The sequence below is a fragment of the Citrobacter sp. R56 genome (assembly GCF_016811995.1).
Classification (GTDB): domain Bacteria; phylum Pseudomonadota; class Gammaproteobacteria; order Enterobacterales; family Enterobacteriaceae; genus Citrobacter_D; species Citrobacter_D enshiensis.
Genome location: NZ_CP069159.1, coordinates 4,039,491 through 4,062,856, shown reverse-complemented (window position 1 = coordinate 4,062,856; position 23,366 = coordinate 4,039,491). Strand labels below are relative to the sequence as shown.

The following is a 23,366-nucleotide window of genomic DNA, read 5'->3' as shown; positions in this document are numbered from 1 at the left end:
ATCGTAATCCGGGCATTAGCGCCCGGATTTTATCGCTTAGCGACGAACGGCAATCGCTTCGATTTCAATTTTCACGTCTTTCGGCAGACGTGCCACTTCGACGCAAGAACGCGCAGGGAAGGTGGCATTGTGCTCAGTGAAGAAAGCTTCGTAAGTGGCGTTCACGGTGGCAAAGTCGTTCAGATCTTTGACGAACACGGTGGTTTTAACGATGTCGCCTACTTTCAGGCCTGCGGCTTCGACGATAGCTTTTACGTTATCCAGCGACTGACGCGCCTGAGCGGACACGTCTTCCGGTACGCTGCCGGTTTTTGGATCAACCGGGATCTGACCGGAAGTGATGATCATGCTGCCCAGGTCTACGCCCTGAACATATGGGCCGATTGCTGCTGGTGCATTTTCCGTCGCGATAGTTTTGCTCATGATATCTCCTGAATTACAGCGGTAATTGAGGCTGCATCAATCCACTTGAGGGATGCAGCCTCATGTCCCGGTCATTATAGGGAGCCGGGAATCCATAACCAACCCCAATTAGTTGGCGAGCACCACATAATGAGAAAACTCTTTTTCACAGTATTTGCATTTGAGTGCAATGTCGTCTACGCGTTTTTTCACTGAAAAACTGGAAGAAACCGGTTCTGCATGGCTGATACAGTTGCTGTTCGGGCAGACCAGCACGCTTTCGATACGCTCCGGCAGGCTGGGGCGGGATTTGCCCACAACGTCGTAATCATCAATGCGATTCACGGTGGCTTGCGGTGCGTACAGAGAGAGCTGGTTTACCTGCTCATCGGTCAGAAACGTGTTCTCAATTTTGATAAGGTCTTTGCGGCCCATTTCGCCCGACGGCAGATTAAGACCGATGGTGATGCGCTGGTCTGTTTCGGTCAGCTTGAACAGGGTCAGTAGCTTAAAACCGACCTGAGCGGGAATGTGGTCAATCACGGTGCCGCGTTTGATTGCTTCAACCTGAAGTTTGTTATCGTGTGTCATCTCTTTTCCCCTTACAGTGCCAGATCGCGATTCAGAACCAGTGCCAGTAACGCCTGGCGAGCGAAAATACCGTTTCCAGCTTGCTGGAAGTACCAGGCGTGCGGTGTTTTGTCGACGTCGGTGGTGATCTCATCAATACGCGGCAGCGGGTGCAGAACCTTCATGTTTTCACGCGCGCCGTTCAGGTCGCTGGCGCGCAGGACAAACTGCGCTTTGACGTTGGCGTATTCAGAGGGGTCCAGGCGCTCTTTCTGCACGCGGGTCATATACAGAATATCCACCTCAGCCATCACCTCTTCGAAGTTGCCGTGCAGACTCCAGGCAATGCCTTTCTCATCGAGCATATCGAGAATGTACTGCGGCATGGCCAGCGCATCCGGGGCGATGAAGTAGAAGCGATTGCCTTCGAACTTTGCCAGCGCCTGCGTCAGAGAGTGTACGGTACGACCATATTTCAGGTCGCCGACCATCGCGATGTTCAGGTTATCCAGGCGGCCTTGTGTCTCCTGAATGGTGAACAAATCCAGCAGCGTTTGAGTCGGATGCTGGTTAGAGCCGTCACCCGCATTCAAGACCGGTACGGTGCCGGAAAACTCGGTGGCCAGACGCGCCGCGCCTTCCTGTGGGTGGCGCATGACGATAGCGTCAACATAGGTACTGATGACGGAAATGGTGTCCGCCAGCGTCTCGCCCTTTTTACCCAGAGAGGTGTTGCTGCTGTCGGAGAATCCGACCACGCTGGCGCCCAGACGGTGCATTGAGGTTTCGAATGATAAGCGGGTACGGGTTGACGCCTCAAAGAAGCAGCTGGCGATCACTTTGTGCTTCAGCAGTTCCGGCTGCGGGTTGGTTTTTAATTTCGCCGCGGTCGCCAGGACCAGATTGAGGTCATCGCGACTAAGGTCGTTTATGGAAATGATGTGTTTTTGATATAGCGGGTTAGCCATGTTTATCTCCTGACGCCTGGGCAAAAAAAAAGCCCCTCAATTGAGGGGCTGGGAATAGGTGATCAACGGAAAGAAAAATGGCAGTCCGGCGTCTGTTTTCAGACGCGGCAAGACAGAATGTCGAACACACTGGACCATACTTCCTCCCGGCAAATTGTCCGCGATTATACTCAGCTCCGTTATGGGATCAAGCGATTAATGCACAAATTCCATAAGGAAAACGATTGAGGTGGGTGGAGTGGCGTTTTTACTGCATTTTTATTCGCTGTCAGAGCGCCTGCCAAACGTGGCGAAAAACATGCGCTGTCGCAAAACATGATGAAATAGCGATGGTATGGCCGCCGTTTTTTTCGTATAACCTTTAAAATGAAACGACGTTTTAATTAAGGGGTGAAGGATGATCACAGGCAATATCCACAATCTGCAATTCTGGCTGCCGGAAGAGCTGCGCCAGGCAATTGAATATATCAAAGCAAACGTGACGGATGCGACCGAAAAGGGTAAGCATGATATCGACGGTAACCGCCTGTTCTATCTGATCTCAGAAGATATGACGGAACCGTTTGAGAAGCGCCGTGCCGAATTCCACGCCCGCTACCTCGATATTCAGATTGTCTTAAAAGGTCAGGAAGGGATGACGTTCAGTACGCAACCTGCGGGTGCGCCGGAGACGGACTGGCTGGCGGACAAAGACATCGCGTTTTTGCCTGAAGGCATTGAGGAAAAAACCGTCGTACTGAGCGAAGGCGATTTCGTGGTGTTTTATCCAGGTGAAGTGCATAAGCCGCTGTGCGCGGTGGGCGTACCGGCGACAGTGCGTAAGGCTGTCGTGAAGATGCTGGTGCAGTAGAGGCATCTGAGTAAGCTTTTCCACTCACCCTCTCCCCATTGGGGATAGGGTGAGGACCCCAGACCATACCTTCCCCCGTTACATCCCGTTGCTTCCCATTTTGTGATCAAGTCTAAAAAACGCACAGACACCCCATTCCTCTGATTTACCTCTACGCACCGCCTGGATTACAGTGAAGTTAATTTAATGAACGCTGTTCTATAATATAGAACAGATCCTTGATAAGGAGTTCCCATGCAACCAGCAGTGCAGTTCTCAGGCATTATTCCCCCGGTTTCGACGCTCTTTACGCCTGAAGGGCAATTCGACCCTCAACGCACCGGCGTACTGATTGACGACCTCATCACGGCGGGCGTGGATGGCCTTTTCTTCCTGGGTAGCGGGGGCGAATTCTCCCAGCTCTCGGTTGATGAACGTAAAGCCATCGCTGAGTTTGTTACGGAGCATGTGAACAAACGCGTGCCTGTGCTGATTGGCACCGGTGGCACCAACGCACGCGAGACCATCGCCCTGAGCCAGCATGCAGAACGTTGTGGCGCGGACGGCGTGGTGGTGATTAACCCGTATTACTGGAAAGTCTCGGAAGAGAATGTGATCCACTACTACCAGCAGGTGGCAGACAGCATCGCGCTGCCGATCATTCTCTATAACTTCCCGGCATTGACCGGGCAGGATCTCACTCCTGCCATCGTCAAGCGCCTGGTGGCGTCGCGCAACAATATCGTCGGCATTAAAGACACTATTGATTCTGTCGCCCATATCCGCAGCATGATCAACACCGTTAAGGCCGACTATCCCCACTTCTGCGTACTGTGCGGCTACGACGACCATCTCTTTAATACCTTATTGATGGGCGGCGATGGCGCGATTTCAGCCAGCGTGAATTTTGCGCCGCACTTGTCGGTAAACCTGCATCGCGCTTTCCTTGGCGGCGACCTCGGCACGGCGGCGAAAATTCATCAGAAGTTGGTGCAGGTACCGCAAATTTATCAACTCGATACACCGTTCGTGAATGTGATCAAAGAAGCGATGGTGCTGTGCGGGCGTGAGATGTCGACCTGGACGATGCCGCCTGCTGGCGTGCTGGATGACGGGCGTCGTGAGCAGCTAAAAGCGCTGCTTAAACGCCTTGAACTCTGCTGACCGGGAGCGCGCGAATCATGAGTATTAACGCTATTTTCACGCCGCAGGACGAACCGTTCTATGCGGTAAAAACGCACGCAGCGGGGCCACAGGGCGCGCTGCCGCTGACGCCGCAAATGCTGCTGGAGTCACCCAGCGGCAATCTTTTTGGCATGACACAAAACGCCGGGATGGGTTGGGATGCCAATAAACTCACCGGCAGAGAAGTGCTGTTGATTGGCACACAGGGCGGCATTCGCCACTCTGACGGTCGCCCTATCGCGCTGGGTTACCACACCGGGCATTGGGAGATTGGCCTGCAAATGTCAGCCGCGGCGAAAGAGATTACGCGTCTGAACGGTATCCCGTTTGCCGCGTTTGTCAGCGACCCGTGTGACGGGCGATCGCAGGGCACCCACGGTATGTTCGATTCACTGCCTTATCGCAATGATGCGGCAATTGTCTTTCGTCGCCTGATTCGCTCATTACCGACGCGACGGGCGGTGATCGGCGTCGCCACCTGCGATAAAGGGCTGCCAGCAACCATGATTGCGCTGGCATCAATGCACGATCTGCCGGTGATCCTTGTACCGGGCGGAGCGACGCTGCCGCCAACCTTTGGTGAAGATGCCGGGAAAATTCAGACCATCGGCGCGCGCTACGCGAATGATGAAATCAGCCTGAAAGAGGCCTCCGAGCTGGGTTGTCGCGCCTGCGCATCGCCCGGCGGCGGCTGTCAGTTCCTGGGTACGGCGGGGACGTCTCAGGTGGTCGCGGAGGCATTAGGGCTGGCGCTGCCGCACTCGGCGTTGGCACCATCGGGCCAGGATGTCTGGCTGGAGATCGCCCGCCAGTCGGCACGTGCTGTGATGGCGCTCGATGAAAAAGGCATTACTGCGCGCGACATTCTGACCGACAAAGCGATCGAGAATGCGATGGTGGTGCATGCGGCCTTTGGCGGCTCGACCAACCTGTTGTTGCATATCCCGGCCATCGCTCATGCAGCGAAATGTCGCCTGCCGGATGTGGCGCAGTGGAGTACCATCAATCGCAAGGTGCCACGGTTGGTGAGTGTGCTGCCCAACGGGCCGGATTATCACCCGACGGTGCGGGCGTTCCTTGCGGGGGGCGTACCGGAGGTGATGCTGCATTTGCGCCGACTGGGGCTGCTGCATGAAGATGTGATGACGGTGACTGGGCAGACGCTTGGTGAAAACCTTGACTGGTGGGAACACTCGGAGCGGCGCGAAAGATTCCGCCACTGCCTGCGCGAGCAGGACGGTGTTGAACCGGATGAGGTGATTCTGTCGCCGGAAGGGGCGAAGGCCAAAGGGATGACCTCAACGGTTGCATTCCCGGTAGGCAACATCGCGCCGGAGGGTTCTGTTATTAAAGCGACGGCAATTGATCCTTCTGTCGTGGATGACGACGGTATTTATCGCCACACGGGTGAGGCGCGGGTCTTTGTCTCGGAAGAGGCGGCGATCAAAGCCATCAAGCAGGGGCAGATACGCCAGGGCGATATTATGGTGATTATCGGCGGCGGCCCTTCCGGTACAGGAATGGAGGAGACCTACCAGCTGACTTCGGCACTGAAACATATCTCTTGGGGGAAAACTGTTTCGCTGATTACCGATGCACGCTTCTCGGGCGTGTCGACCGGGGCGTGTCTGGGGCATGTTGCGCCGGAAGCGCTGGCGGGTGGGCCGATCGGTAAATTGCGCAATGGTGATCACATTGAGATCGTGGTTGATCGCTTGTCGCTGAAAGGCAGTGTGAACTTCATTGGTAGCGCGGAGGCACAATTGACGCCGGAGGAAGGTGAAGCGGTGCTGGCAGCACGCGAGCTGCATCCAGGTCTGAAGGCTCACGACTATCTGCCTGATGACACGCGCCTGTGGGCCGCGCTGCAGGCGGTCAGCGGCGGCACCTGGAAAGGATGCATCTACGATACGGATAAAATTATTGAGGTTATTAATGCCGGTAAAAAAGCACTTGGTATTTAAATAATATTAATATTTTTTAATTAACCACCGGGTAAATATATCCGGTGGTTAATCACGTCTGATATAAAATTAATATCTCACAAATTCTTTTTGTTGAATAAAGTGAACCGTTATCACAGAAGTTAAAATACATAATCACTAAATCAAAAATGATAATTGCTGATGCTAAAAATAAATTTCTACAATGGCACTCTGCAAGAATCATCTAATAAACATACGAATAAAGGGTGTATTCCTTACAAAGTGCGCGTTATGCATTTTATTTTGTAGGTCCCGACCATTCGGAATGTATTCCTCTCTTATGACCTGGAGGTAGACATGCATTTAACCATGAAAGATAAAATCGGTTACGGACTGGGAGACACTGCTTGTGGTTTTGTCTGGCAAGCCACGATGTTTTTACTGGCCTATTTTTATACCGATGTTTTTGGACTTTCTGCGGGCGTTATGGGAACACTGTTCCTGGTGTCCCGAGTACTGGATGCCGTGACCGATCCCTTGATGGGCCTGGTGGTGGATCGTACCCGCACGCGTTACGGGCAGTTCCGTCCTTACCTGTTATGGGGGGCGATCCCATTTGGTATTGTTTGTGTATTAACGTTCTATACGCCCGATTTTTCCGCCAACGGGAAAATTATCTACGCGAGCGTCACCTATATTTTGCTGACCCTGGTTTATACCTTCGTGAATGTGCCTTATTGCGCGATGCCGGGGGTGATTACCGCAGACCCTAAAGAACGTCATGCATTGCAGTCGTGGCGTTTTTTCCTTGCGGCGGCGGGTTCATTAGCCATTAGCGGTATTGCGCTTCCATTGGTGAATATCATTGGCAAAGGAAATGAACAGGCGGGTTATTTTGGTGCGATGTGCGTGCTTGGTGTTTGTGGTGTCGTGCTGCTGTTTATCTGTTTCTCGCTGACGAAAGAGCGTTACACTTTTGATATTCAACCAAGCGCTTCAGTTAAGAAAGACCTTAAGTTATTAATGGGTAATAGCCAGTGGCGAATTATGTGCGCCTTTAAGATGATGGCAACGGGCTCAAACGTAGTACGCGGTGGGGCGACGCTCTATTTCGTGAAATACGTCATGGATCACCCGGAGCTGGCGACGCAATTTCTGCTCTATGGCAGCCTCGCAACCATGTTCGGCTCGCTCTGTTCCTCACGCCTGTTGGGGCGTTTTGATCGTGTTACCTCGTTTAAGTGGATCATCGTGATCTACTCGCTGATTAGCCTGAGTATTTTCCTTGTCCCGGCCAACAATATCGCCCTTATCTTTGCGCTTAATATCCTGTTCCTGTTTGTCTTTAATACCACCACGCCGCTGCAATGGTTGATGGCGTCTGATGTGGTGGACTACGAAGAGAGCCGCAGCGGGCGTCGTCTTGATGGCCTGGTCTTCTCGACCTATCTCTTCAGCCTGAAAATCGGACTGGCGATTGGTGGGGCACTGGTGGGGTGGCTCCTCGCATTCTCCAGTTACTCGGCGGGAAGCGCGGTACAGTCGGATAACGTGCTGACCATGATAAAAGTCCTGTTCTGCATAGTGCCGGTTGTGCTCTATGTCGGCATGTTTACGCTGCTGTCGTTCTACAAACTGACCAGCCAGCGCGTCGAAGAGATTAGCCAGCAACTGCAACGCCAGCGCACCGCGCAGCCTGAAACGCAACCCGCTGATGCCGCCGCTGCGGTGAACTGAGGAGAGAATAATGTATCAGATTGAAAACCCTATCCTGACCGGTTTTAACCCAGACCCCTCCCTGTGCCGCGTGGGGGAGGATTACTACATCGCCACCTCCACCTTCGAGTGGTTCCCCGGTGTGCGTATTTATCACTCCCGCGATCTGAAAAACTGGTCGCTGGTCAGTACGCCGCTGGACAGCGTTACTCTGCTGGATATGAAAGGTAACCCGGATTCCGGTGGTATCTGGGCTCCTTGCCTGAGCTATGCCGACGGGCGCTTCTGGCTGCTGTACACCGATGTCAAAATTGTTGATTCGCCTTGGAAAAATGGCCGCAACTTTCTGGTGACTGCGCCATCAATTGAAGGGCCGTGGAGTGCACCCGTGCCGATGGGTAACGGGGGCTTTGACCCTTCACTGTTCCATGATACGGATGGCCGCAAATATTATATTTATCGCCCTTGGGGGCCGCGTCACCACAGTAACCCGCATAACACCATCGTGATGCAGGAATTCTTCGCCGATACGCAAACTCTCTCGCCGCTGCGTAAAACCCTGTTTACTGGCACGCCGTTGGGTTACACCGAAGGGGCGCATATTTATCGCCGCGAGGGCTATTACTATCTGCTGGTGGCGGAGGGGGGAACCAGCTACGAACATGCTGTGGTGGTGTTGCGCTCAACAAATATTGATGGGCCGTACGAGCTGCACCCGGACGTGACCATGATGACTAGCTGGCATCTGCCGGAAAATCCGCTGCAAAAGAGCGGCCACGGTTCGCTGCTGGAGACGCACACCGGCGAGTGGTATATGGCTTACCTGACAAGTCGCCCGCTGCATTTGCCGGGTATCCCGCGTCTGGCGGCCGGGGGGCGAGGATATTGCCCATTAGGACGCGAGACAGGCATTACGCGTATTGAGTGGCGCGATAGCTGGCCGTATGTCGAAGGTGGAAAACATGCCGCGTTGTCGGTGCCGGGGCCGCGTATGAGGGAGCAATCTGCCGTTAGTGCGGGAGTGTGGCATGCGAATTTCGACAGCGCGCGTCTCGACCCGGAACTGCAAACTCTGCGTATTCCCTTTGATGAACAGCTTGGGTCGCTAACTGCCCGACCCGGCTTTTTGCGTCTGTTTGGTAATGACTCGTTGAATTCCACCTTTACCCAATCGACTGTCGCCCGCCGCTGGCAGCATTTCCGCTTCCGTGCTGAGACGCAGATGGCCTTCTCGCCTCGCCACTTTCAACAGAGCGCCGGGTTAACCTGTTATTACAACAGCAAAAACTGGACGTACTGTTTTATGGATTGGGAAGAGGGGCGCGGACGAACGCTGAAAATTATTCAGCTCGACCATAACGTAGCGCACTGGCATCTTTACGATAACCCCATTTTGGTACCGGAAGCGGCGGAGAATGTTTGGCTGCGCGTGGATGTTGATACGCTTGAATATCGCTACAGTTATTCATTCGATGGGCAACACTGGCAGACGATCCCGCTCACGTTTGAAGCCTGGAAACTCTCTGATGACTATATCGGTGGAAGAGGTTTCTTTACCGGCGCGTTTGTTGGCCTGCACTGTGAAGATATCAGCGGCGACGGTTGCTACGCTGATTTTGCTTCGTTCTCGTATCAGCCTGAAGCATAACGGCGAGCTGGGTTATCGCGCGCGATAGCCCAGCGTTTTTGATAGCCCCAGCCCGGCGTCCATCAACATCTGGCGATAGCTCGCCAGCTCGCTATCGCTTACGCGTGAGGTGAGGGTGGAAAGGCTGAGTGCGGCAATGACGCGCGATTCATGATTCCATACCGGTACCGCTATGCAACGCACACCTTGTTCGTTTTCCTCGTTATCACTTGCGTAGAGGTTTTGGCGGGTTTGCGCCAGCGCCGCCAGCATTGCGGCGCGGTCAGTGATGGTGGAGGGTGTAAAGCGTGTGAATGGGTACCCTTCCAGCAACGCGGAGAGTTCTTCGTTGTCCAGCCAGGCCAGTAATACTTTGCCGATAGCGGTGGCATGTACGGGCAGGCGGCGGCCAATTCGTGAATAGGCAATCGCGGCCTGTTTGCCTTCGATTTTCTCGATGTAGATACCTTCGTTACCGTCCAGAATACCCAGATGGGTGGTTTGCCCGGTCTCCTGCGACAGTACCGTCAGCCAACTTTTCGCCTTCTGACGAATATCCATCGTGCTAACCACAAAATGCCCGCGTTCGACCAGTTTCATCCCGAGGCAGTATTTACCGTTTTCCGGGTTCTGATCGATATAGCCGTGGAGTTGCAGGGTTTTGAGAAGAGAATGGAGGGTGCTTTTGCTCAATCCCATCTGTTTACTGATTTCGGTGATTTTGAGTTCCGTTGACTGCTCATTAAACAAGTCGAGGATCTGCAAAGCACGTTCAACAGACTGAATTATTGGCATAATTTATTACCGTCCACGAAGGGTTCTCCTCGTGTGACCGTACTATTTTCGGGGGGGAAAAGCAATGCCGAATGGCGGCCTTAAACACTGCGCCATCCGGTAACTCAACTTACTGGCTTAACGTCGCCACCATTACCGCTTTGATGGTGTGCATACGGTTTTCTGCCTGATCAAAGACAATGCTTGCCGCAGACTCAAATACCTCATCGGTGACTTCCATACCGCCATGCAAGCCATACTCTTCTGCCATTTTCTTACCGAGGGTGGTCTGGTCATCGTGGAACGCAGGCAGACAGTGGAGGAATTTCACCTGCGGGTTACCGGTCAGCGCCATCATCGCGCTATTCACCTGATATTCACGTAGCAGCGCGATACGTTCCGCCCACTTCTCTTTGGCTTCCCCCATCGACACCCACACATCGGTATAGATAAAGTCAGCGCCTTTCACGCCTGCCGCAATCTCTTCGGTCAGTGTGATATTACCGCCGTTTTTCTGCGCCATCGCTTTGCATTCCGCCACAAGGGACGCGTCCGGCCAGCAGGATACGGGCGCAACCAGACGTAAATTCAGCCCCGTTAATGCCGCCGCTTCCAGCATCGAATTGCCCATGTTGTTACGCGCATCGCCTGCATACACCAGCGTCATTTCATTGAACGCTTTGCCCGGCAGATGCTCCTGCATGGTCAGCAGATCAGCCAGTAATTGCGTCGGGTGAAATTCATTGGTCAGGCCGTTCCACACCGGCACACCGGCATACGCCGCCAGCGTTTCGACAATCTCCTGGCCGTAGCCGCGATACTGTATGCCGTCGTAGATGCGGCCCAGCACGCGCGCGGTATCTTTGATAGATTCTTTATGGCCAATCTGGCTGCCGCTGGGGCCGAGGTATGTCACGCGGGCGCCTTGATCGTATGCGGCAACTTCGAAAGAGCATCGGGTACGGGTCGAGTCTTTTTCGAAGATGAGCGCGATATTTTTACCGGTCAGTTTTGGTGTTTCGTTACCGTTTTTTTTATCGGCTTTCAGCTGCGCGGCGAGTTGCAGCAGAGTGGTAAGTTCAGCAGAGGTGAAATCAAGCAATTTCAAGAAATGCTTCTGATAAAACGCAGACATGGTTCCCTCACATGGTTAAGACCACTTGTTGAATTAAAATTCAATTTATATGGATGATTATTCATTTGCAACCCTGTTTAACAAATCTTTGCTGGAAAGGTGGAGGCAATGTCAGCGGTATGTGACAATAAGAGTATCGGCAGGACATTATGAGGAATCAGCCATGGCAAACCCGGAACTACTGGAAGAGCAGCGTGAAGAGACGCGCTTGATTATTGAAGAATTACTCGAGGATGGCAGCGATCCCGACGCGCTGTACACCATTGAGCATCACCTTTCCGCAGATGACTTCGAAACGCTGGAGAAAGCTGCAGTAGAAGCGTTCAAACTCGGCTATGAAGTGACCGAGCCGGAAGAGCTGGAAGTGGAAGAGGGCGACACGGTCATTTGCTGCGACATCCTCAGTGAATGCGCGCTGAACGCCGAGATCATCGACGCTCAGGTAGAGCAACTGATGAATCTGGCAGAGAAGTTTGAAGTGGAATACGACGGCTGGGGAACCTACTTTGAAGACCCTAACGGCGAAGACGGCGACGATGAAGATTTCGTCGACGAAGACGACGACGGTGTGCGCCACTAAGTTCCAGATGCTATACGGTACGACAGCGCCTGCTGTCGTACCTTAATGACAGGTTGCCAATGGATTACCCGCAAATACTCTCTCCGGTTCTCTCTTTTCTGCAATGCCCAACGCCAAAGGCGTGGCTCGATAAAGCCCGCGATCCGGCAAATCTCCCGCTGCTGTTAACCGACCACCTGGTATGCGAGCTGAAAGCTGCGCAAACGGCGATGCTGCTTGTGCGTAAATATGTTGCGGATAAACAGGGGGCTGATGCGTTGCTTGCCTGGTTACAACCCTACGAAGCGTTTGCCTTCCGTGAAGGGCCGGAGCCTGATTTCGTCGCCCTGCATAAGCAGATCGGCAAAAGCGCGATGCCGCAGACGGACGACCCGTGGGGGCAGGCGTTGATCGACAGCATGGTGCTGCTGATCAAAGAGGAGCTGCATCACTTCTGGCAGGTGCGCGAGGCCATGACCGCGCGCCAGATCCCGTACGTGAAGATCACCGCCAGCCGCTATGCCAAAGGGATGCTGAAAGAGGTGCGAACCCACGAGCCGCTGACGCTGATTGATAAGCTGATTTGCGGGGCGTATATCGAGGCGCGTTCCTGCGAGCGTTTTGCCGCGCTGGCACCGTATCTTGATGAGCCGTTGCAGAAGTTTTATCTCTCGTTGCTGCGTTCAGAAGCGCGTCACTATCAGGATTACCTGGCGCTGGCGCAGCAGGTGTCGAAAGTGGATATCACGCCGCGCGTTCGCTTCTTTGGTGAAGTGGAGGCAACGTTAATCACCTCGCCGGACGATGAGTTTCGTTTTCACAGCGGTGTGCCGATGTGATTGTCTGCCCGATACGCGTACTGCGTCGGGCAAACTTACAGACCTTTCAGCATCCGCACTTCGCAATCCACATGTCCGGTGCAGCCCAGCGGTTCGCTGATGTGCTCAAAGCCTAAATGTTCATACAGGCCGATGGCTTCACGCAGAAACGCGGTGGTTTCCAGATAGCAGCGTTTGAAGCCCTGTTCGCGGGCGTGATCGAGCGCCATCAGCGCCAGTTTCTTCGCCAGACCCTGACCGCGTACAGTCGACAGAAAATACATCTTCTGCAATTCACAAATATCCGGCTCGCTACAGGAGAGTGGCGCAATACCGCCGCCGCCCACCACGCGACCATTTTGCTCCACCACCCAATACGCGTGGCCAGGCTGGCTGTAAAGCTGGTACAGCTCATCCAGATTGGGATCGGCAACGGTATAGCCTTTGTCGGCGGTCAGGCCGTATTCGGCAGAGACCTGACGGATGACGCTGGCCACCGCGGGATTATCGTCAGCGGTGATCAGGCGCAGGGTCGCTGCGACCGGAGATATAACACTCATAGCGAAACTCGAAATAAATAGTGACAGATATACGCAGTTAATAACACCGCAGGGCAGGGGAGTGCAAGAGAGGATAATTCAGGAACGAATGTATTGTGCGCCTGATAAAGCGCACAATACATTGATATTGGAACGGACTGTAGGCCGGGTAAGCGTAGCGCCACCCGGCATTTGATTACAGCTCGGCGATAACCGCCTGCTGCTCAACCAGTTTCGCTTTCGCTTCCGCGTAACCGTCCAGCTTCTCACGCTCTTTGGCGATCACCGCTTCCGGTGCGCGCGCCACAAAGCCTTCGTTAGACAGTTTGTTTTCGATGCGGCTGATTTCACCTTCGATTTTCGCCACTTCTTTCGCCAGACGCGCCAGCTCATCTTCTTTGTTGATGAGGCCAGCCATCGGGATCAGCAGCTCAGCGCCGTCGATGATTTTGGTCACGGATACCGGACCTTTGTCATCGGCTGGCAGCACGGTGATGCTCTCCAGACGCGCGAGGTTCAGCAGGAAGCCACGGTTGTCGTTCACACGACGCTCCGCGTCCTTGCTGCAACCGCGCAGCAGAAGCTCCAACGGTTTACCCGGGGCGATGTTCATTTCCGCACGGATGTTACGTACCGCAATGATGGCCTGTTTCAGCCACTCGGTGTCAGAAGCCGCTGCTTCATCGACCTGAGACGCATCGTACTGCGGGAACGGCTGCAGCATGATGGTGTCGGCGGTGATGCCGCAAATCACTTTCACGCGCTGCCAGATGGTTTCCGTGATGAACGGGATGATCGGGTGCGCGAGGCGCAGCAGACCTTCCAGCACGGTAACCAGAGTATGGCGAGTGCCGCGCAGTTCAGACTCAGAACCACCGTTCATCACCGGCTTGGTCAACTCCAGATACCAGTCGCAGAACTGGTTCCAGGTGAACTCGTACAGGATGCCTGCAGCGATATCGAAGCGGTAGTTATCCAGCGCTTCGCGGTACGCTTTGATGGTCTGGTTAAACTCCGCCAGAATCCAGCGGTCCGCCAGCGACAGGGTCATTTCGCCGCCGTTGAAGCCGCAATCCTGCTCTTCGGTGTTCATCAGCACAAAGCGGCTGGCGTTCCACAGTTTGTTACAGAAGTTACGGTAACCTTCCAGGCGCTTCATATCCCAGTTGATATCGCGACCGGTAGAGGCGAGTGCCGCCAGGGTGAAGCGCAGGGCGTCGGTGCCGTGCGGCTCGATGCCATCCGGGAATTGCTTCTCGGTGCGCTTACGGATTTTCTCCGCCAGCTGCGGCTGCATCATGTTGCCGGTACGTTTCTCCAGCAGGTCTGCCAGGGAAATGCCGTCGACCATATCCAGCGGGTCAATCACGTTGCCCTTGGATTTGGACATCTTCTGGCCTTCGTCGTCACGAATCAGACCGGTCATGTAGACGGTATGGAACGGAACCTGCGGCTTGCCGTTTTCATCTTTGATGAAGTGCATGGTCATCATGATCATGCGGGCAATCCAGAAGAAGATGATGTCGAAGCCGGAGACCATCACGCTGGATGGGTGGAACTGACGCAGGGCGTCGGTGTTTTCCGGCCAACCGAGAGTGGAGAAGGTCCACAGCGCGGAGGAGAACCAGGTGTCGAGAACGTCTTCGTCCTGACGAAGCGCAACGTCTGCGCTCAGGTTGTTTTCCTGACGGACTTCGTCTTCAGTGCGACCCACGTAGACGTTGCCTTCGTTGTCGTACCATGCAGGGATACGGTGACCCCACCACAGCTGACGGGAGATACACCAGTCCTGAATATCACGCATCCAGGAGAAGTACATGTTTTCGTACTGCTTCGGCACGAACTGAATGTCGCCATTCTCAACCGCTTCAACCGCCGGTTTCGCCAGCACGTCGGCACGCACGTACCACTGGTCGGTCAGCATCGGTTCGATAACCACGCCGCCACGGTCGCCGTACGGCACGGTCAGGTCGTGCGGTTTGATCTCTTCCAGCAGGCCGAGCGCGTCAACGGCAGCAACCACCGCTTTACGGGCGGCAAAGCGTTCCAGCTTCTGGAACTCCGCCGGGATGTCGCTGGCGTAGACGTCAGATTCTTCACCTTTGGTATCAAAGACCTGGGCGCTTTCACGGATGTCACCGTCAAAGGTCAGGATGTTGATCATTGGCAGGGCGTGACGTTTACCGACTTCATAGTCGTTAAAGTCGTGCGCCGGGGTGATTTTCACGCAGCCGGTGCCTTTTTCCATATCGGCGTGGTCATCGCCCACAATCGGAATGCGGCGGTTTACCAGCGGCAGCACCACGAATTTGCCAATCAGATCTTTATAACGCGGATCTTCCGGGTTCACGGCCACGCCGGTATCGCCCAGCAGGGTTTCCGGACGCGTGGTGGCAACCACCAGGTAATCTTTACCATCTGCGGTTTTCGCGCCGTCGGCCAGCGGATAGCGGATGTGCCACATCGAGCCTTTAGACTCGCGGTTTTCCACTTCCAGATCAGAGATGGCGGTGCGTAGTTTCGGATCCCAGTTGACCAGGCGTTTGCCACGGTAAATCAGGTCTTCTTTGTAGAGGCGTACGAAGACTTCTTTCACGGCATTGGAAAGACCTTCGTCCATGGTGAAGCGCTCGCGCTCCCAGTCCACGGAGTTACCGAGACGGCGCATCTGACGGGTAATGGTGCCGCCGGATTCCGCTTTCCACTGCCAGATTTTGTCGATGAACGCGTCGCGTCCGTAATCGTGACGGGTTTTACCTTCTTCAGCGGCAATCTTGCGCTCAACCACCATCTGGGTGGCGATACCGGCATGGTCGGTCCCCGCCTGCCAGAGGGTGTTTTTACCCTGCATGCGCTGGTAGCGGATCATGGTATCCATGATGGTTTGCTGGAAGGCGTGACCCATATGCAAACTGCCGGTGACGTTCGGCGGCGGGATCATGATGCAGAAGGATTCTTTACTTTCATCACCGTTTGGCTTGAAGTAGCCCTGCTGTTCCCAGTGCTCGTAAAGCGGCTGTTCGATATCTTGTGGGTTGTATGTCTTTTCCATTATTTCCAGGTTGCCGTATTCAGGTTAAAACCAGCCACGCGGTAGGCTTTGTAGCGTTCACGCGCCAGTTGTTTCAGAGAATCTTCGTAAGGAACGAAGTCTATCACTTCTGTGAAAGCGGTGGCAAAATCTGCAAAGTTTGTTCGCAGGCTAATCAAGATATCCCGCGGGCTGCTGTTGCGTTTTTGCGGCCAGGCAATTTCAACCGGCGCGCCGCCTCTTGGGCCTTCACCCGCCAGATTATGTGGAACAAAACTGTCAGTCGGTCTTGCCCACAGCGCTTCATCCAGACGAATGGCCTGCTGCTCATCTTCACAGGCAATCAGCACGCGCTTGCCACTGCGCCAACGTTCTGCGGCAACGTCGCACACCAGTTGTTCGACAGCGCTTAAGCCATCGACGGTGGTGTCGTTGTCCAGAAGGTAGAACGTTGCATTCTTCATATATGGGGTTTCTTGTTGTGGATTTAAACGTATTGCCCGGTGGCGCTGCGCTTACCGGGCCTACGGTATCGTGACGTTGTAGGCCGGGTAAGGCGAAGCCGCCACCCGGCATTTAACATCACTCTTCGCCGTTAAACCCGGCGCGGTTGAGCAGGAACTGTGACAGCAACGCGACCGGACGACCGGTTGCGCCTTTCGCTTTGCCGGAACGCCATGCGGTACCGGCGATGTCCAGGTGCGCCCAGTTGTATTTACGGGTAAAGCGCGACAGGAAGCAGCCTGCGGTGATTGCCCCGCCAGGACGCCCGCCGATGTTAGCCATATCCGCAAAGTTGGACTCCAGTTGCTCCTGGAACTCATCGCCCAGCGGCAGACGCCATGCGCGGTCACCCGCCTGCTCGGACGCGCTAATAAGCTCGTGCGCCAGCGGATTATGGTTCGACATCAAACCGGTGATGTGATGGCCCAGCGCAATCACGCAAGCCCCGGTCAGGGTCGCCACGTCAATCACCGCTTCTGGCTCAAAACGTTCAACGTAGGTTAATACGTCGCACAGCACCAGACGGCCTTCGGCATCGGTGTTCAGCACTTCAACGGTCTGACCGGACATGGTGGTCAACACGTCGCCAGGACGATAAGCTCGCCCGCCCGGCATGTTTTCACAGCCCGCCAGCACACCGATGACGTTAATCGGTAACTGCAGTTCCGCCACCATGCGCATCACGCCGTACACTGCCGCCGCGCCGCACATGTCGTACTTCATCTCGTCCATACCTTCGGCAGGCTTGATGGAGATACCGCCGGAGTCAAAGGTCAGCCCTTTACCGACCAGTACGATCGGTCGTACGTCTTCGGACGGATTGCCTTTGTATTCGATAACCGACATCAGCGATTCGTTTTGCGAACCGTTGCCCACTGCAAGATAGGAGTGCATGCCCAGCTCTTTCATCTGCTGTTCGCCGATGACGCGGGTGATGACGTTTTTGCTGTAGGAATCGGCCAGCTGACGCGCCTGCGAAGCCAGATAACCGGCGTTGCAGATGTTCGGCGGCATATTGCCAAGATCTTTTGCTGCCTTGATACCAGCGGCAATCGCCAGACCATGCTGGATCGCACGTTCACCGCTGGTCAGTTCACGGCGGGTTGGCACGTTGAAGACCATTTTACGCAGCGGACGACGCGGTTCGCTTTTGTTGGTTTTCAGTTGATCAAAACTGTACAGCGTCTCTTTGGCTGTCTCGACCGCCTGGCGCACTTTCCAGTAGTTATTACGGCCTTTGACGTGCAGTTCGGTCAGGAAGCAAACGGCTTCCATTGAGCCAGTATCATTCAGTGTATTGATGGTTTTCTGAATGACCTGCTTGTACTGACGCTCATCAAGTTCGCGCTCTTTGCCACAACCAATAAGGAGAATTCGCTCGGACAAAACGCTCGGCACATGGTGCAACAATAGCGTCTGCCCCGGTTTTCCTTCCAGTTCTCCACGGCGCAGCAGTGCGCTAATGTACCCGTCGCTGATCTTATCGAGCTGTTCTGCAATCGGAGAGAGGCGACGCGGTTCAAAGACGCCCACGACGATGCAGGCACTCCGCTGTTTCTCCGGGCTACCGCTTTTTACACTGAACTCCATGCACTACACTCCTGATTCTTAAAGACAACGGCGGTGGCTACGGATAGAATTGCAAGCTTTCGTAACTCATGTCCGCTGTTGCGGTGACTTCGTGTTAATCTTAACGTTATTACGGTATTGGCACGTCAGAACAATTTTCTGAGAGGTGAATCCGTTGAGTATAATAGTCTTAGCGACGATTTCGACGACTCAAGAGAATAAATGACGTTTAAGCCATGAAACAAGCTAAAATCCTGCAAAAGACGAGTTTTTACGGGCGTATTTAAAGTGATAATCATAAGATATCTGGTACGGGAGACGCTCAAAAGCCAACTTGCGATCCTTTTCATCTTGCTTTTGATCTTCTTTTGTCAAAAGTTAGTGAGGATCCTCGGTGCGGCGGTTGACGGTGATATTCCGGCAAATCTGGTGTTCTCTCTGCTGGGGCTGGGTGTGCCTGAAATGGCGCAGCTCATTCTGCCTCTCAGCCTGTTCCTTGGGCTGCTGATGACGCTGGGCAAACTGTATACTGAAAGTGAAATTACGGTCATGCACGCCTGCGGGTTGAGCAAAGCCGTCCTGGTAAAAGCCGCCATGGTACTGGCGTTGTTTACTGGTATTGTCGCTGCGGTCAACGTCATGTGGGCGGGACCTTTATCATCTAAACATCAGGATGAAGTGCTGGCGGAGGCGAAAGCCAACCCCGGTATGGCTGCGCTTGCGCAGGGGCAATTCCAGCAGGCAACCAATGGCAGCTCGGTCCTGTTTATCGAAAGTGTCGATGGCAGCGACTTCAAAGACGTGTTTCTCGCGCAAATCCGCCCGAAAGGCAACGCCCGTCCTTCCGTGGTGGTGGCTGATTCCGGGCATTTGACGCAGCTTCGCGACGGCTCTCAGGTGGTCACCCTGAATCAGGGGACACGCTTCGAAGGGACCGCGCTGTTACGTGATTTCCGCATTACCGATTTCCAGAACTATCAGGCGATTATCGGGCATCAGGCGGTTGCGCTGGATCCCAATGATTCCGAGCAGATGGATATGCGCTCGCTGTTGTCGGCCAAAACCGATCGTGCCCGGGCGGAACTACACTGGCGCCTGACGCTGGTGTTTACCGTATTCATGATGGCGCTGATGGTCGTACCACTGAGCGTGGTGAACCCACGTCAGGGGCGCATCCTGTCAATGCTCCCGGCGATGTTGCTGTATCTGCTGTTCTTCCTTGTGCAGACCTCCCTGAAATCCAATGGCGGCAAAGGCAAACTGGACCCGGCTCTCTGGATGTGGGCGGTGAACCTGGCATATCTGGCGTTGGCGATTGGCCTGAACTTGTGGGATACGGTGCCGGTACGCCGTCTGCGTGCCCGTTTTCTGCGTAGAGGAGCGGTGTAATGCAGCCATTTGGTGTACTTGACCGCTATATCGGTAAAACCATTTTCACCACCATCATGATGACGCTGTTCATGCTGGTGTCGCTCTCCGGCATCATCAAGTTCGTCGACCAGCTGAAAAAAGCCGGGCAGGGGAGCTACGATGCGCTGGGCGCAGGGATGTATACCCTGCTCAGCGCGCCAAAAGATGTGCAGATCTTCTTCCCGATGGCGGCTTTGTTGGGCGCGTTACTGGGGCTGGGGATGTTGGCGCAGCGCAGCGAACTGGTGGTGATGCAGGCTTCTGGTTTCACCCGCATGCAGGTGGCGCTGTCGGTCATGAAAACGGCCATTCCATTGGTGCTGTTGACGATGGCAATTGGCGAGTGGGTTGCGCCGCAGGGCGAGCAGATGGCGCGTAACTATCGTGCTCAGCAAATGTATGGCGGCTCGTTGCTCTCTACCCAGCAAGGGTTGTGGGCAAAAGACGGCAACAACTTTGTGTATATCGAACGGGTTAAAGGCGATACGGAGCTGGGCGGGATCAGTATCTACGGTTTCAACGAGCAGCGCCGTTTGCAGTCGGTGCGTTACGCCGCTTCTGCGAAATTCGATGCTGAGCACAAAGTATGGCGTCTGTCGCAGGTCGATGAGTCCAACCTGACCAATCCGAAGCAAATCACCGGTTCGCAGACGGTGAGCGGTACCTGGAAAACCAACCTGACGCCGGACAAACTCGGCGTGGTGGCGTTAGATCCAGATGCGCTGTCTATTAGCGGTCTGCACAGCTACGTGAAGTATCTGAAGTCGAGTGGTCAGGACGCCGGACGCTACCAGCTCAATATGTGGAGTAAAGTGTTCCAGCCGCTCTCTGTGGCCGTCATGATGCTGATGGCGCTGTCGTTCATTTTCGGCCCGCTGCGTAGCGTTCCGATGGGAGCGCGTGTTGTCACCGGTATCAGCTTTGGTTTTGTCTTCTACGTGCTTGACCAGATCTTTGGTCCACTGACGCTGGTTTATGGCATTCCGCCGATTATTGGCGCGCTGTTGCCGAGCGCATCGTTCTTCCTGATCAGCCTCTGGTTGATGCTGCGGAGATCGTAATCCTGTTGCCCTCCCGTGACACGGGAGGGCACTTGTCTCACCTTAGCGTTTTCTCCCGCCCAGTAAGCTGCCCAACATCCCGCGTATAATTTGATTGGTTACCTGACGGGCTGCGCTTTTGGCAACACTCTGTACGACACCATCACGTTTACCGCCGCGTGGCCCGGTACTGCCAAACAGAATGTCTTTCAACCCACCGAGAATACCCTCGTCAACCGCGACCTCTTTGCCTTTCACCGTTGGGTTGTTCTGCTGTTCTGTGCTGGCCTGTACACCTTTTTGCAGCCTCTCGTAAGCGGATTCGCTATCCACCTCTTCCTCATACTTACCGTACAGGGCTGAGTGATTAATTAACCCATTGCGTTCATCGTCGGTGAGTGGCCCCATTCGCGAGCAGGGCGCAATGACCATTGCGCGTTCCACCACCGACGGACTGCCTTTAGCATCAAGAAACGAGATTAGCGCTTCGCCAGTACCCAGCTCCTGAATGGCTTTTTCGGTATCAAATGCCGGGTTTGCCCGCATCGTCTGCGCTGCGGTTTTCACCGCTTTCTGATCTTTCGGCGTGAAGGCGCGCAGAGCATGCTGCACACGGTTACCCAACTGCCCGAGCACGTTGTCGGGTATGTCGGACGGGTTCTGCGAGACGAACCAGACGCCAACGCCTTTTGAACGGATCAGGCGGATAACCTGTTCGATTTTATCCAACAGCACCTGTGGCGCGTCGTTGAACAACAGATGCGCCTCGTCGAAGAAGAACACCAGCTTCGGCTTCTCCAGATCGCCCGCTTCCGGCAGTTGCTCGTAAAGTTCGGAGAGCATCCACAGCAGGCTGGCTGCATACAGTTTTGGCATCTGGTAAAGTTTTTCTGCGCTGAGGATATTGATAATCCCTTTGCCGTTTGCGTCGACGCGCATCCAGTCGGTGATCTCCAGCATGGGCTCGCCAAAGAAGTGGGTCGCGCCCTGTTGCTCGAGGGTCAGCAGGCCACGTTGTATCGCCCCCACCGAGGCGCTACTGATATTGCCGTACTGATTCTGGAAGGATTTGGCGTTATCGCCAATGTATTGGGTAATGGCCCGCAGGTCTTTGAAATCCAGCAGCAACAATCCCTGGTCATCGGCAATACGAAAGATAATATCAAGGACGCCGGACTGGACCTCGTTCAGGTTCAGCAGGCGCGCGAGCAGTAGCGGCCCGAGATCGGAGATGGTCGCCCGCACCGGATGGCCTTTTTCGCCGAAAATATCCCACACCACCACTGGATTGGCGTGGGGCTGCCAGTCGGCGATACCGATGTTTTTTAGCCGGGTAAGCAGTTTTTCCGAGGCTACGCCCTCTTTAGCCACGCCCGTCAGATCGCCTTTCACATCCGCCATAAACACCGGAATGCCGATTTCCGACAGCGACTCGGCCAGCTTTTGCAACGTGACAGTTTTACCCGTCCCCGTCGCGCCGGTAATCAGCCCGTGACGGTTCGCCATGCCTGGCAGTAAGAACAGCTCGGTTTCTGGCGTGCGGGCAATTAATAAGGGTGCGCTCATGAGATTTCCTCCATTTATCCTGCCTGGAGTATAGGCAACCACCGGGCGTTCCACATCGCGAAATTCCTGACTTTGCGAAGCGGATTCCGAAGAGGCAGGGATAAACGGGCGGCAAACGCCACCCGGAAGAGGGGATCAGAAGTCGGCTTTCAGTACCACGCGGTAACGCGCTTTGCCGTCGCGAACGTGCTGGATGGCTTCGTTGATTTGCGACATTGGGAACAACTCTGTCGTCGGCGAGACCTTGCTGCGTCCGGCAAATTTCATCAGCTTGCGCAGCTCATAGGGCGTACCGGTCGCCGAACCGGAGATGCTGCGATCGCCAGCAATCAATGTAAACGCCGGAACCGGCAGCGGTTTCATCACTGCGCCGACGGTGTGGAAATGGCCGCCATAGGCCAGCGCTTCAAAGTAGGGCTGCCAGTCGAGATCGACATTAACGGTGTTGATAATGAGATCAAACTGGCCAGCCAGCGCATTTAACGCGTCTGGATCGCGGCTGTTCACTACTTTATCAGCCCCCATAGCCAGCACTTCCTGCTCTTTTGACGGATTCGAGCTGAATGCGGTCACTTCACAGCCCATCGCGTGCAGTAGCTTAATAGCTATGTGCCCAAGACCACCGATGCCGATCACCCCCACGCGACTGGTCGCGGTGATGTGGTGCATCAGCAGAGGTTTAAAGACCGTAATACCGCCGCATAACAGAGGACCAGCGGACTCAATATCAATGCTCTCCGGAAGCGGGATCACCCACTGCCAGTCTGCCCGCAGTTTCTCGGAAAAACCGCCACGGTTGAGAATGGTGGGTACGGCTCCTTCCAGGCAGTTAATCTGATTACCGCTGATACATGCATCGCAATGCCCACAGCTGCGCGCCGTCCAGCCAACGCCCACGCGCTGACCAACTTTCAACCCTTTTTCCTGCGCCGCACTGCCGAGCGCCGCCACGCGGCCAATCACTTCATGCCCGGCAACCAGCGGATACTGAGAGAATCCCCATTCGTTGTCGATCATGGAAAGATCGGAATGGCAGATACCGCAGTAGTCGACCTGCACCTCAACATCTTCCGGCCTGAGTTCACCGGCATCATATTCATAAAGTTCGAGTTCGCTACCCGCCTCTTTTGCGGCATAGCTTTTTATAATGGACATCGTGTTTCCCTCGGTGGGCGTTGAACAAGAAGTGTAGAGCATGG

At 54.6% G+C, this 23,366-nt stretch carries 22 protein-coding genes and 1 pseudogene; 11 read left to right on the top strand and 12 right to left on the bottom strand.

All coding sequences use genetic code 11. The features are described 5' to 3' along the window. Positions 1-36: 36 nt before the first annotated feature. The 4 genes from ridA to pyrL form a co-directional block, all read right to left on the bottom strand. Positions 37-423, bottom strand: coding sequence for a 2-iminobutanoate/2-iminopropanoate deaminase (ridA, locus tag JM656_RS19145; protein ID WP_000047540.1), 387 nt, complete (start codon positions 421-423; stop codon positions 37-39). A gap of 108 nt (positions 424-531) precedes the next feature. Beyond that, positions 532-993 (bottom strand): aspartate carbamoyltransferase regulatory subunit, encoded by a 462-nt coding sequence (gene pyrI, locus JM656_RS19140; RefSeq protein WP_192610888.1) that lies wholly within the window; start codon positions 991-993, stop codon positions 532-534. 11 nt (positions 994-1,004) lie between these two features. Then, complete coding sequence (pyrB, locus tag JM656_RS19135; RefSeq protein ID WP_192610889.1) at positions 1,005-1,940, bottom strand: aspartate carbamoyltransferase; 936 nt, start codon at positions 1,938-1,940, stop codon at positions 1,005-1,007. 36 nt (positions 1,941-1,976) lie between these two features. Beyond that, complete coding sequence (pyrL, locus tag JM656_RS19130; protein ID WP_192610890.1) at positions 1,977-2,078, bottom strand: pyr operon leader peptide; 102 nt, start codon at positions 2,076-2,078, stop codon at positions 1,977-1,979. Between pyrL and JM656_RS22375 the strand changes: the two are divergent. The 6 genes and pseudogenes from JM656_RS22375 to JM656_RS19105 all read left to right on the top strand — a co-directional run. Then, a pseudogene (locus JM656_RS22375) lies at positions 2,058-2,144 on the top strand (hypothetical protein); the annotation flags it as partial. The gene pyrL and the pseudogene JM656_RS22375 sit on opposite strands and share 21 nt — an antisense overlap. A gap of 193 nt (positions 2,145-2,337) precedes the next feature. Next, positions 2,338-2,790 carry a YhcH/YjgK/YiaL family protein gene (locus JM656_RS19125; protein ID WP_203359129.1) on the top strand — a complete coding sequence of 151 codons (453 nt, stop codon included), beginning with the start codon at positions 2,338-2,340 and terminating at the stop codon, positions 2,788-2,790. A gap of 234 nt (positions 2,791-3,024) precedes the next feature. Next, positions 3,025-3,933 (top strand): dihydrodipicolinate synthase family protein, encoded by a 909-nt coding sequence (locus JM656_RS19120; protein WP_203359128.1) that lies wholly within the window; start codon positions 3,025-3,027, stop codon positions 3,931-3,933. 17 nt (positions 3,934-3,950) lie between these two features. Further along, a complete protein-coding gene (locus tag JM656_RS19115; RefSeq protein ID WP_203359127.1) occupies positions 3,951-5,918 on the top strand; it encodes a YjhG/YagF family D-xylonate dehydratase in 1,968 nt (655 codons plus the stop codon). A gap of 318 nt (positions 5,919-6,236) precedes the next feature. Further along, positions 6,237-7,616 (top strand): glycoside-pentoside-hexuronide (GPH):cation symporter, encoded by a 1,380-nt coding sequence (locus JM656_RS19110; RefSeq protein ID WP_203359126.1) that lies wholly within the window; start codon positions 6,237-6,239, stop codon positions 7,614-7,616. 10 nt (positions 7,617-7,626) lie between these two features. Then, complete coding sequence (locus JM656_RS19105; RefSeq protein ID WP_203359125.1) at positions 7,627-9,243, top strand: glycoside hydrolase family 43 protein; 1,617 nt, start codon at positions 7,627-7,629, stop codon at positions 9,241-9,243. Positions 9,244-9,255: 12 nt separating this feature from the next. On the opposite strand, the gene JM656_RS19100 is transcribed toward JM656_RS19105, so the two are convergent. Both JM656_RS19100 and argF read right to left on the bottom strand, forming a co-directional pair. Continuing rightward, a complete protein-coding gene (locus tag JM656_RS19100) occupies positions 9,256-10,017 on the bottom strand; it encodes an IclR family transcriptional regulator (protein WP_203359124.1) in 762 nt (253 codons plus the stop codon). Between the two features lie 109 nt (positions 10,018-10,126). Beyond that, the gene (gene argF, locus JM656_RS19095; RefSeq protein WP_203359123.1) at positions 10,127-11,131 is read right to left on the bottom strand and encodes an ornithine carbamoyltransferase; all 1,005 of its coding nucleotides are present in this window, start codon (positions 11,129-11,131) and stop codon (positions 10,127-10,129) included. Between the two features lie 163 nt (positions 11,132-11,294). On the opposite strand from argF, the gene rraB reads away from it, so the two are divergent. Both rraB and miaE read left to right on the top strand, forming a co-directional pair. Further along, complete coding sequence (gene rraB, locus JM656_RS19090) at positions 11,295-11,711, top strand: ribonuclease E inhibitor RraB (protein ID WP_192610893.1); 417 nt, start codon at positions 11,295-11,297, stop codon at positions 11,709-11,711. 59 nt (positions 11,712-11,770) lie between these two features. Continuing rightward, a complete protein-coding gene (gene miaE, locus JM656_RS19085) occupies positions 11,771-12,529 on the top strand; it encodes a tRNA isopentenyl-2-thiomethyl-A-37 hydroxylase MiaE (protein WP_203359122.1) in 759 nt (252 codons plus the stop codon). A gap of 35 nt (positions 12,530-12,564) precedes the next feature. On the opposite strand, the gene JM656_RS19080 is transcribed toward miaE, so the two are convergent. The 4 genes from JM656_RS19080 to pepA form a co-directional block, all read right to left on the bottom strand. Next, positions 12,565-13,068 carry a GNAT family N-acetyltransferase gene (locus tag JM656_RS19080; RefSeq protein ID WP_203359121.1) on the bottom strand — a complete coding sequence of 168 codons (504 nt, stop codon included), beginning with the start codon at positions 13,066-13,068 and terminating at the stop codon, positions 12,565-12,567. A gap of 175 nt (positions 13,069-13,243) precedes the next feature. After that, entirely contained in the window at positions 13,244-16,099 is a 2,856-nt protein-coding gene (locus tag JM656_RS19075; protein WP_203359120.1) for a valine--tRNA ligase, read from the bottom strand. After that, positions 16,099-16,542 carry a DNA polymerase III subunit chi gene (holC, locus tag JM656_RS19070; RefSeq protein ID WP_203359119.1) on the bottom strand — a complete coding sequence of 148 codons (444 nt, stop codon included), beginning with the start codon at positions 16,540-16,542 and terminating at the stop codon, positions 16,099-16,101. The genes JM656_RS19075 and holC overlap by 1 nt, the downstream gene beginning before the upstream one ends. A gap of 118 nt (positions 16,543-16,660) precedes the next feature. Next, complete coding sequence (gene pepA, locus JM656_RS19065; protein WP_203359118.1) at positions 16,661-18,172, bottom strand: leucyl aminopeptidase; 1,512 nt, start codon at positions 18,170-18,172, stop codon at positions 16,661-16,663. Between the two features lie 154 nt (positions 18,173-18,326). Here pepA and JM656_RS22370 point away from each other — a divergent pair, with 154 nt between their 5' ends. The 3 genes from JM656_RS22370 (at position 18,327) to lptG (ending at position 20,622) form a co-directional block, all read left to right on the top strand. After that, the gene (locus JM656_RS22370; protein WP_223307023.1) at positions 18,327-18,377 is read left to right on the top strand and encodes a hypothetical protein; all 51 of its coding nucleotides are present in this window, start codon (positions 18,327-18,329) and stop codon (positions 18,375-18,377) included. A gap of 62 nt (positions 18,378-18,439) precedes the next feature. Then, complete coding sequence (gene lptF, locus JM656_RS19060) at positions 18,440-19,540, top strand: LPS export ABC transporter permease LptF (RefSeq protein ID WP_203359117.1); 1,101 nt, start codon at positions 18,440-18,442, stop codon at positions 19,538-19,540. Further along, the gene (gene lptG / locus JM656_RS19055; RefSeq protein ID WP_203359116.1) at positions 19,540-20,622 is read left to right on the top strand and encodes an LPS export ABC transporter permease LptG; all 1,083 of its coding nucleotides are present in this window, start codon (positions 19,540-19,542) and stop codon (positions 20,620-20,622) included. Before lptF ends, lptG begins: the two co-directional genes overlap by 1 nt. Positions 20,623-20,664: 42 nt before the next feature. On the opposite strand, the gene JM656_RS19050 is transcribed toward lptG, so the two are convergent. Further along, entirely contained in the window at positions 20,665-22,167 is a 1,503-nt protein-coding gene (locus tag JM656_RS19050; protein WP_203359115.1) for a helicase HerA-like C-terminal domain-containing protein, read from the bottom strand. 135 nt (positions 22,168-22,302) lie between these two features. Then, the gene (locus JM656_RS19045) at positions 22,303-23,322 is read right to left on the bottom strand and encodes an NAD(P)-dependent alcohol dehydrogenase (protein ID WP_203359114.1); all 1,020 of its coding nucleotides are present in this window, start codon (positions 23,320-23,322) and stop codon (positions 22,303-22,305) included. Positions 23,323-23,366 lie beyond the last annotated feature (44 nt).